Here is a 15,525-nt window from a genome sequence, read left to right as displayed (position 1 = left end):
ACTGACCACTAAAAACCTGACCACTGACCACTAACTATTGACCACTGAATACTAAATAAAATGAGTAACCCTACAAATGGAAGACTAATCTCTTTAGATGTGCTTCGCGGATTTGTTATGTTTTGGATTATGAGCGGCGAACATATCGTTCATGCTCTAGCCAAAGCTGCGCCAATTCCTATTTTTATTTGGATGTCTTCGCAACTGCATCACGCGGAATGGAATGGAATTACATTTTACGATATGATTTTTCCTGTCTTTCTATTTGTTGCCGGAGTTTCGATGCCTTTCTCTTTTGAAAAGAAAATGAGTTTGACGGGAGTAAAAACACCACAGGAATTACCTTCAAGTGAGAAGCGTAAAATCTATTTATCAATGCTAAGAAGAACCTGTATTTTACTGGTTTTAGGATTTATAGTAAATGGTTTATTGCGATTTGACGGATTCAATCAGACCCGATTTGCAAGCGTTTTAGGCCGAATCGGATTGGCTTGGTTTTTTGCCGGAATCATCTATTTAAATTTTGATTTCAAAAAACAATTAATCTGGTTCTTCGGTATTTTGATCGGCTATTATGCTGCTATGAAATGGATTCCTGTACCCGATTTTGGGGCTGGAGTTTTAACCAAAGAGGGGTCGTTGGAAGGTTACATAGATCGTTTGTTTTTGCCAGGAAGATTACACAGTACGGTTTACGATCCAGAAGGCATATTTTCGACTATACCAGCCATTGCAACAGCTTTATTAGGCGTTTTTATTGGGATTTTTTTAAAAGCAAAATGTCCGTTTTCGATAACAATAAAACTGCTTTTGATGGCTTTAACAGCGGTTGTTTTAATTATTACAGGTCTAATTTGGGATATTAGTTTTCCAATCAACAAACATTTATGGACCAGTTCTTTTGTTTGTTTTGTCGGCGGATTCAGTATTTTGTTTTTTGTGTTTTTCTATGTCATAATTGATTTGCTTGGCTTTAAAAAATGGGCATTCCCACTGATTTTAATCGGTTCTAATTCTATTTTGATTTATATCGCAGCCGAAGGTTCTGTAGATTTTAAACATACCGCAGATTATGTTTTTGGCGGACTTATACAATATGCGTCAGTTATTTGGCAGCCTTTTTTCGCTGCTTTATCCGTAACGATAATACAGATTGTTTTACTATACTTTTTATATAAGAAGAAATGGTTTCTCAAGATTTGATGACATTCCCTGAAGGGGATAAAGCACCACCATAGTACAAAGCACTATGACTATAATACATCTTACTATCTAACCACAAAATAACCACACAATTATGAATGTATTACAAACCGCAGATTACATTGTATTCTTTATTTACTTTGTCATAGTCACGGCTTATGGAATGTATATTTATAGAAGCAAAAAAACGGCTGCAACCAGTTCCAACGAATATTTTTTGGCCGAAGGCTCATTGACCTGGTGGGCAATTGGAGCTTCTTTAATTGCTTCTAATATTTCAGCAGAACATTTTATCGGCATGAGCGGTTCTGGTTTTGCCATCGGACTTGCGATTGCTTCTTATGAATGGATGTCGGCCGCCACTTTAATTATTGTGGCAATGTTTATCCTGCCGATTTATCTCAAGAATAAGATTTTTACCATGCCTCAATTTTTAGCCAAAAGATACAGCGGCACCGTAAGTACTATTATGGCTATTATCTGGCTGTTGATTTACGTATTTGTGAATCTTACGTCTATCATTTATCTAGGTGCTTTGGCGATTTCGTCTATTGCGCCTGTTAGTTTTCAGTTTTGTGTTATTGGTTTGAGTTTATTCTCGGTTATTGTAACTTTAGGTGGCATGAAAGTAATTGGTTATACGGATATGTTTCAGGTTATTGTATTAATTCTGGGTGGATTAGTGACGACTTATTTGGCTTTGACCTTACTTTCAGATCAATTTGGTTTTGGGAAAGACATTTTAAAAGCACTTACGATTATTGCTGATGAAGCACCGGGACATTTACATCTGATTTTAGACGAATCCAATCCGCATTATAATGAACTGCCGGGAATGTCGGTTTTAGTTGGTGGTATGTTGATCAATAATCTGGCGTATTGGGGATGTAATCAGTATATTGTTCAAAGAGCTTTAGGTGCTGATTTGAAAACGGCACGAAAAGGAATCTTGTTTGCTGCTTTCTTAAAATTATTAGTTCCAATTATTGCTGTTTTACCGGGTATCGCCATGTTTGTAATGCATGAAAACGGAATGTTTCAGCAGGAAATGGTGGATGCAGCAGGAGTTTTAAAACCAGATCAGGCCTATCCGACTTTAATGAATTTATTGCCTGCAGGATTAAAAGGAGTGGCTTTGGCTGCTTTAACGGCGGCAATTGTAGCTTCTTTAGCAGGAAAAGCGAATAGTATTTCGACTATTTTTTCTTTAGATATTTATAAAAAATATTTTAATTCTCAAGCATCAGAAAAAAAATTGGTTCGTACCGGAAGATGGTGTGTTGTAGTTTGTATGATCATTGCTGCTTTTGTAGCTCCAGCATTAAAATCATTAGATCAGGCGTATCAGTTTATACAAGAATATGTTGGATTCTTTTCGCCGGGAGTTTTGGCTATTTTTTTGCTGGGAATGTTCTGGAAAAAAACAACTCCGGCAGCTGGATTGGCAGGTGCGTTGTTAACAGTACCACTTGCAGCGATTTTAAAATTCCTGCCAATGTGGACAGAAGGTGCTTTCCCGGATTATCCTTTCTTAGATCGTATGACTATTGTTTTCTTTATCATCGTATTGATAATGGTTGGAATTAGTTTAGCAAAACCAGTTTCTGAAGAAGAAGCTGAAATTCATAAAATAGAAGTCGATAAATCGATGTTTAAAGTATCATCAGAGTTTATCGTTGGTTCTTTTATTATCAGCGGAATATTAGTTGCTTTGTATACTGTTTTCTGGTAGTTTTTGTTTTGCCACGAAGGCACAAAGGCTCAAAGTTTATTTAAAAAAATTAAATTGAAAATTGCTCGCAATCCCGATAGCTTTCGGGAGCAAAAGCGCAAAGTTTTTTTTACCATATAAGTAATATAAGATAATTTAAGTTTTGTCTTAATTGACCTTATATTACTTATATGGTTCACTTTAACTTAGTGTCTTTGTGGCATAAAAAAAAATAGAAATGAAAAGAAATTTTGTAATTGTACTTTTTATTTTTTGTGTTTCCTTAAGTGTATCTGCACAGAAAGTATTTGATGTTAAAAAATACGGCGCTGTTGGAGACGGAAAAACGTTGAATACAAAGGTAATCCAAAAAGCAATTGACGCAGCCAATAAAAGTAAAGGGGGAAAAGTCGTTTTTTCTAAAGGAACCTTTCTGTCGGGTAGTATTATTTTAAAAAATGATGTCGAATTATTTTTTGAAGAAGGAGCTGTTTTGTTAGGAAGTACGAATCCAGATGATTATCCAAAATACGAAGGAATCAGAGCTTTTATTATTGCCAATGAATCCAAAAATATAGCAGTAAACGGAAAAGGAATTATAGACGGACAAGGAAGAGAACTAGCATTGGCAATTGATTCACTGCATCATACGGGAGTTCGAATTGATCCAAAATACAATTACAGAAGAATGCGTCCTGAAGACGGAAGAGGAAAACTGATTTCGTTTGTAAAATGTGATTCGATTACCATGACTCAAATTACTTTGAAGAACAGTCCGGGCTGGACAATGTGCTTTAGAGCATGCAGAAACATTGTCATTGATTTTATGAAAGTAGAAAGTCGCGCGTATTGGAACAATGATGGAATTGACCTTGACGGCTGTGAAAATGCCCGAATTACCAATTGCAATGTAAACGCTGCCGATGATGGAATTTGTTTAAAATCGGAAGTTCCGGGATTGCACAATAACAATATTTACATCGGAAATTGTACCATTAGATCAAGTGCAAATGCAGTAAAATTTGGAACGGGTTCTTATGGCAGTTTCAAAAACGTAACTATAGAAAATATTAAAGTTTTTGATACGTTTAGATCGGCGGTTGCTATTGAATCTGTTGATGGAGCTGAAATTGAAAATATCAAAGTTTCGGATATTACAGCCGTAAATACAGGAAATGCAATCTTGATTCGTTTAGGTCATAGAAATGGAGATAAACCTGGTTATATTAAAAATGTATCGGTAAAAAATGTAAAAGCTCAGATTCCGTTTGGACGTCCTGATATTGATTACGATATGAGAGGACCGGAAGTTGATTATTTCCACAATCCGTTTCCGTCTTCTATTGCTGGAATACCGGGACATTCAATAGAAAATGTGACTTTAGAAAATATTGAAATCGTTTATCCAGGCAGAGCTTCAAAAGGAATGGCGTATCATCCTTTAAGCCGATTAAAAGATGTAAAAGAAAACATCAACGGATATCCTGAATTTACCATGTTTGGAGAACTGCCATCTTGGGGATTTTACGTACGCCACGTAAACGGAATCGAAATGAAAAACATAAAACTGATATTGGATAAGGAAGATTTTCGTCCTGCTTTCGTTTTTGATGATGTAAAAAATCTGACCATGAAAGCTATCGATATTCCATCAGATAAAAATAATCAGATTGTTTTTAAAGATGTTTTATCAAGTAATTTGGACAGCGAAGCTCTAAAAAGAAAAATCGAACCAGAGCAAAATAAATTTGAATTACCAGCACATTAGTAGTTAGCCACTAAGACGCAAAGACGCAAAGTTTTTTGCCACAGATTATAAATTTTGTTTCACGCAGATCTTGCAGATTTTAGCAGATTTAATTTGATTTCTTAAAAAAAATCTGCAGAATCTGCTCAAATCTTTTTAAATCTGCGTGAAACAAAAAACTTAGTGCCTTTGCGCCTTTGTGGCATAAAAAAAAAATTAAAAAATATGAAAAAGAAATCTATAATCGCGCTCATCATTTTCTGCCTTTCGTTAACCGTTTCCGCACAGAAAATTTACGATATTAAAAAATATGGAGCAAAAGGAGACGGAAAAACCAACGATGCAGCAGCCATTCAGAAAGCAATTGATGCCTGCAGTAAAACAGGTGGAAGAGTTTTAATTCCGGCACCTTTTACCTTTTTGGCCGGGCCAATTGATGTAAAATCAAAAGTAGATTTACATATTGAAGCAGGAGCTAAATTATTAGCAAGTCCTGACGAAAAGCTTTATACCAAAAGCGCTTTCAGAACTAATCCGGGAGAAGGAACAATTTGGATTGGAGGAGAAAATATAGAAGATTTTACCATTAGCGGAAGCGGAAAAATAGATGGAAACGGAATTTCTTTTATGGGAGCAGAAGAGGAAGATGCTTATGTTTTAAAGCCATTTAATGTATTAGATCCAAGACCTCACGTATTGACAATCATTGGCGGTAAAAATATTAGAATCAAAGATGTTCATATCGGAAATTCGGCCTATTGGACAGTACATTTGATTGGTTGTAATGACGTTGTAATCAGTGGGATTACTTTGCTGAATAGCTTGAAAGTACGTAACAGTGACGGAATTGATTTGGATCATTCTAAGAATGTCAGAATCAGCGATTGTTATATCGAAAGCGGAGACGATTGCATCTGCTTGAAAAACAGAAGGGAGTTTGAAGAATTCGGAGCCTGTGAAAATATTACGGTGACCAATTGTACGATGACCAGCAGCAGCTGTGCCATTAAAATTGGTTCAGAAAATATGGATGCGATTCGACAAGTAGTTTTCAATAATTGTATTATTAAAAACAGCAATCGCGCATTAGGAATTCAGAATCGTGATGAAGGAACGGTAAGCGATGTGATTTTCTCTAATATTATTATAGAAAGTAAATTAAACACCGATACTTGGTGGGGAAAAGCAGAACCGATTTATGTAACGGCTTTCAGCAGAGCAAAAGGAAATCATAAAGATGCGAACTGGCGTTTTCCAAAAGGCGCGACAGAAGGAAAAGTCGGAGAGATTAAGAATATTTATTTTACTAATATTCAATGCACAGGAGAAAATGGTGTTTTTGTAAGCGGCGAATCAAAAGATAAAATCAAGAATATTGTTTTTGAAAATGTGAGTGTTTTTATGGACAAAACAACTGCTTTTCCTGGTGGATTATACGACAGACGACCTGCAAATGTTGAAGGCTTTGTAAAAGGAAGCACTTCAGGATTTTATTTTGATACTGCCGAAAGTATAAAAGTTCAGAATTGTACCGTTCAATGGGGAAAAAACAAACCGGAATATTTTAAATATGCGGTTGAAAGTAAAAATATTGATGTTTTAAAAGTAGTCAATTTAGATGGGGAAGCGGCTTTTCCAAATAAGTATGAGGCCGTTAAGAAGTAATTTATTCTTGTAGAAAAGTTATAAGTGTAAAATTCACAATAAATCTTTATGGCGTGATACTTTATCATGGCCTTTAAAAGGATTAATTAATATATTGCAAGTATATTCTCAATATAAAAACAGTAAAATGAAAAGAAATGTAATTTCAACATTATTCATAGGAAGTTTGTTGTTAAGTAGCATTTATGCAAATGCTCAAAAAGCGACTTTGGAAGTTGATGCTTCCAAAACGATAACTAAAATTCAGCCAACAATGTTCGGGTTGTTTTTTGAAGACATCAATTTTGCGGCAGATGGTGGACTTTACGCGGAAATGATTAAAAACAGATCTTTTGAATTTGAAAAACCTTTAATGGGATGGGAACAGCCTAACACCAAAAGATCCTCTTTAAACAAAGAATCTGGTAGTGCATTGCCCATTAACATAGCGGCAAATAATACTAATTTTTGTAGAGTTGAGATTAATAACGATAAAGGTTATGCTTTAATAAATGAAGGTTTCAGAGGAATGGGAGTGAAGAAAGATGCGAAATACAATCTTTCATTTAAAGCAGCCAATCATAATGGAGCGATTAAAAAGATTATTTTCCAGCTGATCAATAAAGATCAAAAAGTATTTGGAGAAACCAGTATTGTTCCAAAATCAGATGATTGGACGAATTATACAGCACAATTTACGGCAACTGAAACTGAGGCAAAAGCAAAACTGAAAATCACTTTTCAAGGTACAGGAACAATCGATTTGGATATGATTTCACTGTTTCCGGAAGATACTTGGAAAAACAGAAAGAACGGACTGCGTAAAGATTTAGTACAGCTTTTATATGATGTGAAACCAGGATTTTTGCGTTTTCCAGGTGGTTGTATTGTAGAAGGACGAACTTTATCGGATCGTTACCAATGGAAAAAATCAGTTGGAAATGTAGAAGATAGAGAAACAAAAATGAACCGTTGGAATGTAGAATTCAACCATAAATTAACACCAGATTATTTTCAAAGTTTCGGTTTAGGATTTTTTGAATATTTCCAGCTTTCGGAAGATATTGGAGCAGAACCGCTTCCTATTTTGAGCTGTGGAATGGCGTGTCAATACAATACAGGAGAATTAGCTTTAATGAGCGAATTAGATCCTTATGTACAAGATGCTTTAGATTTAATTGAATTTGCTAATGGAGCAGTTACGACAACTTGGGGTAAAATCCGGTCCGATATGGGACATCCAAAACCATTTAATTTAAAATATATTGGAGTTGGAAACGAACAATGGGGAGTAGATTATATTGAAAGATACAAGGTTTTTGAAAAAGCCATTAAAGCAAAATATCCAAATATTATTATAGTTTCTGGAAGCGGTCCTTCTCCGGACGGAGAGCATTTCGATTATGCCATGAAAGAGCTAAAAGAGTTAAAAGCAGAATTGGTAGACGAGCATTATTACAAAAGTCCACAATGGTTTAGAGAAAATGCAGGCCGTTATGACAACTATGATCGAAAAGGACCAAAGATATTTGCAGGAGAGTATGCAGCGCAGAGTGTTTCGGGAGCAAATCCGAATAACCGAAATAATTGGGAATGTGCTTTCTCTGAAGCGGCTTTCATTACTGGATTGGAAAGAAATGCAGCAGTGGTTCAATTAACGTCATATGCGCCGTTAATGGCACATGAAGATGCTTGGCAATGGACCCCAGATATGATTTGGTTTAATAATTTAGAATCGTATGGTTCAGCTAATTATTATGTGCAGCAATTATTTTCAATCAATAAAGGAACTGATTTGTTGGATATTACTCAGGATGGAAAAGCTTTAATTGGTCAGAACAATTTATATGCATCGGCAGTAAAAGATGTAAATAGCAAAGAAATTATTATCAAATTGGTCAATACAGCTACGTCAAGTCAGGAAGTTAGTATTGATTTGAAAGGTGCAAAATTAGGCTCCAAAGGAAGTTTAATTAGACTCGTAAGTGCAAATTTACAAGATGAAAATACGTTTGCAGATCCTAAAAAAATTACGCCAAAACAAAGTGAATATAAAGTAACAAAAGGAAAACAGCAGTTGAGTCTTCCTGCGTATTCGATAACTGTTTTAAAACTGAAAACGACTTAAGATTGTATAAAATGAAAATAGAAAGGAACTGTCTAAAAAGATAGTTTCTTTTATTTTAAGCTTCGAAGAAGCTCAATATGTATGGCAAAGAATAAATTTTTACAGACTAAAGCTTCGTAGAAGCGAAATGTTTATAGCAACGAGTAAATATTTACAATATAAAGCTCCAGTGGAGCGACACATTTTTATAATCTATAAAATAATGTCGCTGCGCTGGAGTTTTGTTTTAAGACGTTTTTTTCTATTAAACAGCAGTTTTTAAAAGTGTTTTGTTTTCAAGCTCATCAAAAAGGTCAAGCGCATTCTTAAAAGCTTGATCCATACTCAGGTATTTATAATTGGCCAATCTGCCAACAAAATGAACATCAGTCAATTGTTCAGCATCTTCTTTGTAACGGGCGTATATTTCCTTATTTTTTTGAGTTGGAACAGGATAATAAGGTTCTCCTTCGTCTACGATAAATTCCTTTACGATTGTTGTTTTTTTAGATTTCTGATTACCAAAGTGTTTGTATTCAGTTATTCTAGTAAAATCTACATCAGTTCCTGGGTAATTGACCACAGAATTTTCTTGAAAATAAGATGCGTCTATTGTCTCGCTTACAAAATTAATGGAACGATATTCAAGTTTTTCGACCAAATTGTTTTTGAATTCAAAATAACGATCTATTGGCCCAGTGTAAAACATTTTTTCATAATTCTTATATTGATTTTTCACATCAAAGAAATCAGTATTAAGCAGTACTTCTATATTAGGATGATCGAGCATATTTTCGAACAGCTGTGTATAACCGCCGTCAGGAAGAGTTTGGCATTGTTCAGAAAAATAGTGGTCATCAAAATTAGTTCTGAACAAGATTTTTTCTAACAAAGTAATATCCATTTCTGCGGGATATTTATTCCATTGTTTTTTGATATAATTCTTAAAGATTTTTTCATACAGAACGGTTCCTACACGATTAAGAATTGCTTCTTCGCCATTAGACGGATTTACAATCGGTGTACGGTTTTGGCTAAGCCAGTTTTTCATTTCCGCTTCATCTTCCAAATTAAGATTAAACAGTTTATTTACGGTTGTAATGTTGACAGGAATAGGAACAGTTTTGCCATCTATTCGGGCAATTTCTTTATGTTCCCATGTATACCAGTCAGAAAAACGGTTCACATAATGCCAAACCGATTCGTCATTGGTATGAAATAAATGCGCTCCGTATTTAGAAACTAATATCCCGTTTTCGTCTATATAATCGTAACAGTTTCCTCCAATATGATTTCGTTTTTCAATAACGAGTACTTTTTTGCCAATGTTGGCATATCGTTCAGCGAGCACGGCACCAGAAATGCCAGCGCCTATAATAAGGATGTCTATATGTTTCATTTTGCGAAGAATTTATTAATGGATTTTTTATTTAATCGGCTGTTGAATCTCTTAAGATTTGTTTGAATATTCAGATTCACAGCAAAAAGGCTTATAGGATGCTAAAGACAACGATGGACATACTTGCATTGTAAAATGACTAAAGGCAGTTTTATTGTAGTATTGAGTCTGCCAGGATAACAACAGATATTTTATATCGTGGTTGTTTTGGTGTAAGTTGTTTATCATAAAATGTAGGTTCTTTTAATGAAATAGGCGGTAATTTTTATTTCTGATAAGTGGGTACTAAATCAAAAACCAACCTTAACAAATATATCTTTATTAAAAGGCTTATTCTTACAAATAAAAACATGATAGTTATATAATTTGCATTTTTTGTGGATTATCCAAATGTTTTTTGTTGGCTATAAGTAGTGTGATAATGTTATTTTGAAATATTTGTTTCGTTTGTTTAGACCTTTTAAAAGAGCAACGATTGTTATTGTAGAGAATTTCTTTAGAAATAAATCATAACTATTTTTTGTGGTATTGCTTAGATTATGGATATTTGCAAAGAATCAATCTAAATAAAAATAATATCAAAATGCTTTGTTTAAATGCCTTAAAAATGAATTTAAAATCCTCGATTTTCCTAATTGTTTTAATTTTTTTAACCCTTAGTTTAAATGCACAATCACTTCGATTAAAGATTGAAAATGAATCAAATAACCCTATTTCGAATGCTTCAGTTTCATCTGCTAATAAAGTGATTGGAACAACCAATAAGTCAGGCGAAGTCTCAATTTTAATTGCCGAAATAAAAAATCAAACAGTTACAATTACAGCTTCAGAATACGAGCCACTTTCATATGTTTTTTCAAATTTGAATGAAAAAAATATAATTACAATTGTTTTAAATAGCGAAAATAAGCTGCAAGAAGTTGTTGTTACGGCAGGCAGAAAGCAAGAAAATATAGCTACGGTTCCTTCTTCGATAACTATAATGAGCCAAAAAGAGATACAAGTACAAAGCAGTATTAATAGCAATTTATCTTCTATTTTAGGAAATGTTATTCCGGGATTGGGCACGACAACTAATAAGGCTACTAATTCAGGACAAACTTTAAGAGGCCGACAAGTTTTAGTTTTAATTGATGGAATTCCGCAATCGACACCTTTGATGAATGGTGCTCGTGACATTCGTGTGGTAGATGCCAATGCAATTGAGCGTATTGAGGTCATAAAAGGAGCTACTTCGATTTACGGAAACGGTTCTGGAGGAGGTATTATCAATTATATCACAAAGAAAAGTCCGATGGTTGACAGCTTTTCTGGAATTACGACAGTAGGTACGACTTTTAATCCCCTTCATAGTAAAGAAACTTTCGGTTACCGTGTTTCACAGTTCTTTAACGGAAGAAAAGACCGATTTAGTTATGTTATTGGTGGTGCTTTTGATTATACAGCACTGCAAAGAGATGCTGATGGAAAACCATTAGGACAAACAGATGGTTTATCTAATTCGTCTCAGTCCAATGCATTTGTAAAATTAGGCTATGATATTGACGAACATACTAATTTTAATGTAGTTTACAATTTTTACAACAGTACTCAAAATGCTAAATATATCAGTCAGGCTGGGGTTTACGGACAGACTCCTACAATTGGTGTGAGAGGCACAGAACCTGGTAAAAATGCAGGAACGCCATTCAACCACAATTTTATGTTTACGTTTTCAAAAAACAATTTGTTTAACACAACACAATTGGATATATCTGCTTATCTGAATTCCTTTCAGTCTATGAACCGTTATGTTGCCTCGGCAACGGCTTGGTATGGTCCGGGACAAACGATGATTAATTCAAATAAAAACGGAACGAGAATTAACTTAAATACGCCGTTTAAAATTGGTTCTGTTTCTTCTGAAATTACATATGGTATTGACGTATTAAATGATGTTACTTTCCAGGATTTAGTAGACGGACGTGTTTATATCCCGAAAATGGATATGTTGAATATTGCACCTTATGCGCAGTTAAAAGTTGATGTTTTAGAAAACTTGATTTTTAAAGGAGGAGTTCGTTATGAAAATGCAACAGTTCGTGTTGACGATTATAATACAATTGCTTCGGGACCTGGAAATCAAGGAAGTATTTTTGTAGAAGGAGGAAAGATTCCATACAATGCAACGATGTTTAATGCTGGTCTTCGTTTTAATAAATATGAAATATTTAATCCGTTTGTGAGTTTTTCTCAGGCATTTGCGATCAATGAGTTGGGAAGAATTTTAAGAAGCGCAGAAGAAAGTACTATTGCAAGTTTACAAACAGACCCAATTATTACCAATAATTATGAAGCTGGTTTCTCAAGTAAGTTTTACAATTTTAATATAACGGCGGCTTACTATATCAGTACATCAAAATTAGGTGCAAATTTGGTTGAAGTTGACGGTAGATTGGTTGCACAGCGTGAGCCTGAAAAAATTAAAGGATATGAAATAACACTGGATTATCGATTCTCTGATAAATTGAACCTTGGCGGAAGCTATTCGTATGTAGAAGGAGAAGCAGAGTTTGATGACGGAAGCACCGTTTACTTAAACGGATCTCGTATAGCGCCACCTAAGGCGACAGGATACATTAATTACAAACCAACTTCTGATTGGAATTTGCAGTTGTCTTGGGTAAATACAGGTTGTCGCAATCGTTTTGAACCGAATGCAAATGGAAGATACAACAATAGCGAAGGACCAATTTCGACTGTGAATCTGATTAATTTTGCGGGAAGTTATGCATTCAACAAAAACTGGTCGCTGAATTTAGGTGTTGAAAATCTATTAAACAACAGTTACTACACGACTTTAAGTCAATATCGTGCTGTAAATGCAGATTATGTAATGGGCAGCGGTATGACTACCAGTTTAAATTTACGTTATAAGTTTTAAAAATTTTAATAATAAATCATATAAAAAGCTTTGGTTATATTTGAAAACCATTTTTTGTAATAATAGAATAAATGAATAAAACGCTCAAGAAAAATATTGGCTTATTGCACCTTTGGCTCGGACTTACATCCGGGCTAATTGTTTTTATAGTTGCTCTTACCGGAAGCATATTGGTTTTTGAAGATGAACTTGATGAGTTCTTTAATCCTGAATTTTATAAAGTGGCGGCAATTGGCCAAGAAAAACTGCCGGTGGATGGTATTATTTCTCAAGTGCAAAAAGATTTTCATCTTAAAAAAATTGATCGAATTCATTCTTTTTATGATTCCGAAAGAACCTTGATAATTACGGCAACCGATTTAGACAAGACAAAACAGATTTTTTCTATTGATCCTTATAGCGGAAAAGTCTTAGCGTCTGTGCCTGCCAAAAAACGTTTTTTTTCAGTTGTTCTTGATTTGCATCGCCATTTGGTTTTAGGTGATTTTGGACAAGCGGTTACCGGAATCAGCTGTCTCATTTTTGTTTTTATGCTTTTGTCGGGACTTGTTTTATGGTGGCCAAATAAAATCAAAAACCTAAAACAACGATTAACCGTAAAATGGGGCGCTTCATTTAAAAGGGTAAATTGGGATTTTCATTCGACTTTTGGTTTTTATACTTTTTTATTGTTGCTGATTATTTCACTAACGGGTTTAACTTGGTCGTATGATTGGTTTGAGAGTGGCGTTTATTTATTGGCTGATGGAACTACAAAAAAGGGATCTACAAAAGTTGAAAACCCAACAAAGACTGATCCAGAAGGAGACAAAACTTTTTTCTATCAAAATATGTTTTCAAAAACAGACAGTATTTATAGCTTTAAAGGAGATACACAAATCAGAATTCCTTCTGATACCATAAATAGTATCATGGTTATCAAAATGAATCTTGAAAAAGAAATACCAAATATTGCCAGTCTTGCTTATTTTGATAAATATACGGGCAAAATCGTAGAAACAAAACCCTACGAATCGTTTAGTAATGGCGACAAAGTAAGACGCTTAATCTACCCAATTCACACAGGAAGTATTTACGGATATCCGACAAAAATATTGGCGTTTATAGTTTGTCTTTTTGCTGTTACGCTTCCAATTACCGGTTTGTTGATTTGGCTTGGCCGAAAAAAGAAAAAAAAATCGTAATTCTCCTAAATTCACAATTTATTAAATACAAATTGAACTCTAGAAAAGGACGCTGTTCTTTTTTAGAGTTCATTTTTTTTTATCACTAAAGGTTTTTGTTTCTTAAAGGCAGGATTGTATCGGAAATTACCATGAAATCAGGTATTTTTTTTTGTATATGATGTCAGTAAATTTGCCACTAATCAAAAAAAGGACAATGAAAGGCAACAGTATAGACAGTTTTTTAGTAGTGAAATCAGGATTTTTGAAAAATAGAACATCAGGTTTTGTAATACAGTTTTTTTGTGCAATGATGTTTCTTCCCTTTATTGCATTCGCTCAAAAAGCAATAGAACCTGGGCATAAAGATATTAATACGAAATACATCAAAGCTGAAAAGTCACTTTATACTGTATATTATGTGAAAGATAAAGATTGGAGAAATATGGGTTCTTTGACCTATGATATTGTTTCGTCCAATAATCAATTGACTTTAAACAATACTTTCACTCCAAAAGATAATGGAAAGCCTACCACGCGTATTAGTACAGCAGACGGACAGACACTAAAAGCTATCAGTTACGCTGACGAAACAAAGAACGCAAAACTAAATCTTAATTTTGGTGAAACGATTACAGGTAATTTCTATTCGAAGAAAACCAAAAAAGATAAAAAACTGAAGCTTAAGCCTACTGAAGAATATTTTGACTTCAATTGGACCGATCATTTAATCGGAACATTGCCATTAGATGTGGGTTATAAAGCTCGTTTTCCGCAATTTTATTATAACGATGAGTCAAATGTATTGGTCGAATATTATACCATCAAAGAGGTAAAAAGTTTCGTTTATAATTCTCCTCGAACGGGTAAGCATGATACATGGATTGTTTCTGTTTTGGAAGAAAGTACTGGTGGCGTTTATAATTATATTATTGACAAGAAAGACCGCCGTCTTTGGCAACGCGAAATGTCTATGGCCAAAGGAATGTGGGAAATAACAGTTAACGAAGAGTTGGATTATCAGCCAATAAAAAACAAATTCAATAAAGAAGAGGTTGTCAGACAGATTTCTAATGGAAATAGTGTTGTAATTGGTACAGCCTACGCAAGATCCGATTCTGGCAAGAGATTAGGTGGTTTAGTTAATACTGCTAAAAAACAATATGCTCCTAAAGGAACCGAGATTACACTTTTTCCAAGTTCAGCGTATTATGAGGAGTGGATTGAAGTCAACAAGAAAATTCGCAAACAGAAGAAGATGCCAGAAGTTCCTTTGAATAGTGATTTTGGTTATTCTGTAAAAAAAGCCAAAGTTTATGATGATCAAGGACATTTTGAGTTTTCAGATTTGATGCCGGGCACTTATATTGTTATGGTCAGTTTCGATTTTACAAATTCATATAATTATTCCTATGTATCTGGATATACAAATTATTACAATTATTTTGGTTATGCAGGTTCTACAACAAATTATGGTACAGCAAAGCAATCTTATACTGATAAAGCTAATATCGAGAAGCGTATAACTATTGATAAAGATGGCGATAAGAAAGAAGTGAACTTAAAGGAAATGTAATAGAAAGTTACGTAAACTGTGTGTTAGATGCGTCTAAAAACTCCGAGGCATC

Annotated in this window: 9 protein-coding genes; 8 read left to right on the top strand and 1 reads right to left on the bottom strand. The window is 34.3% G+C overall.

The features are described from left to right. Positions 1-60: 60 nt before the first annotated feature. The 5 genes from ACFFLS_RS21410 to ACFFLS_RS21390 all read left to right on the top strand — a co-directional run bounded on the left by ACFFLS_RS21410 (position 61) and on the right by ACFFLS_RS21390 (position 8,433). On the top strand, positions 61-1,203 hold the full coding sequence (locus tag ACFFLS_RS21410) for an acyltransferase family protein (protein WP_379687314.1): 1,143 nt from the start codon (positions 61-63) through the stop codon (positions 1,201-1,203). 94 nt (positions 1,204-1,297) lie between these two features. Continuing rightward, a complete protein-coding gene (locus tag ACFFLS_RS21405; protein ID WP_379687312.1) occupies positions 1,298-2,935 on the top strand; it encodes a sodium/sugar symporter in 1,638 nt (545 codons plus the stop codon). Between the two features lie 217 nt (positions 2,936-3,152). Further along, positions 3,153-4,682 carry a glycoside hydrolase family 28 protein gene (locus ACFFLS_RS21400; RefSeq protein WP_379687311.1) on the top strand — a complete coding sequence of 510 codons (1,530 nt, stop codon included), beginning with the start codon at positions 3,153-3,155 and terminating at the stop codon, positions 4,680-4,682. A 204-nt stretch (positions 4,683-4,886) separates the two neighbouring features. Beyond that, complete coding sequence (locus ACFFLS_RS21395) at positions 4,887-6,326, top strand: glycoside hydrolase family 28 protein (protein WP_379687310.1); 1,440 nt, start codon at positions 4,887-4,889, stop codon at positions 6,324-6,326. A 127-nt stretch (positions 6,327-6,453) separates the two neighbouring features. Further along, the gene (locus ACFFLS_RS21390) at positions 6,454-8,433 is read left to right on the top strand and encodes an alpha-L-arabinofuranosidase family protein (RefSeq protein ID WP_379687309.1); all 1,980 of its coding nucleotides are present in this window, start codon (positions 6,454-6,456) and stop codon (positions 8,431-8,433) included. Between the two features lie 244 nt (positions 8,434-8,677). On the opposite strand, the gene glf is transcribed toward ACFFLS_RS21390, so the two are convergent. Further along, positions 8,678-9,811, bottom strand: coding sequence for a UDP-galactopyranose mutase (gene glf / locus ACFFLS_RS21385; RefSeq protein ID WP_379687307.1), 1,134 nt, complete (start codon positions 9,809-9,811; stop codon positions 8,678-8,680). 607 nt (positions 9,812-10,418) lie between these two features. Between glf and ACFFLS_RS21380 the strand changes: the two genes are divergently transcribed. From ACFFLS_RS21380 to ACFFLS_RS21370, 3 genes are all read left to right on the top strand, one after another. Continuing rightward, a complete protein-coding gene (locus ACFFLS_RS21380) occupies positions 10,419-12,734 on the top strand; it encodes a TonB-dependent receptor (RefSeq protein WP_379687305.1) in 2,316 nt (771 codons plus the stop codon). A 71-nt stretch (positions 12,735-12,805) separates the two neighbouring features. Next, complete coding sequence (locus ACFFLS_RS21375; protein WP_379687303.1) at positions 12,806-13,918, top strand: PepSY-associated TM helix domain-containing protein; 1,113 nt, start codon at positions 12,806-12,808, stop codon at positions 13,916-13,918. Between the two features lie 196 nt (positions 13,919-14,114). Beyond that, positions 14,115-15,473, top strand: a complete 1,359-nt coding sequence (locus tag ACFFLS_RS21370) for a DUF3108 domain-containing protein (protein WP_379687302.1) — start codon at positions 14,115-14,117, stop codon at positions 15,471-15,473. Positions 15,474-15,525 lie beyond the last annotated feature (52 nt).

The organism is Flavobacterium procerum, assembly GCF_042431625.1.
Lineage (GTDB): Bacteria > Bacteroidota > Bacteroidia > Flavobacteriales > Flavobacteriaceae > Flavobacterium > Flavobacterium procerum.
The sequence above is the reverse complement of the archived record's forward strand: the minus strand, read 5'-3'. Positions and strand labels throughout refer to the sequence as shown.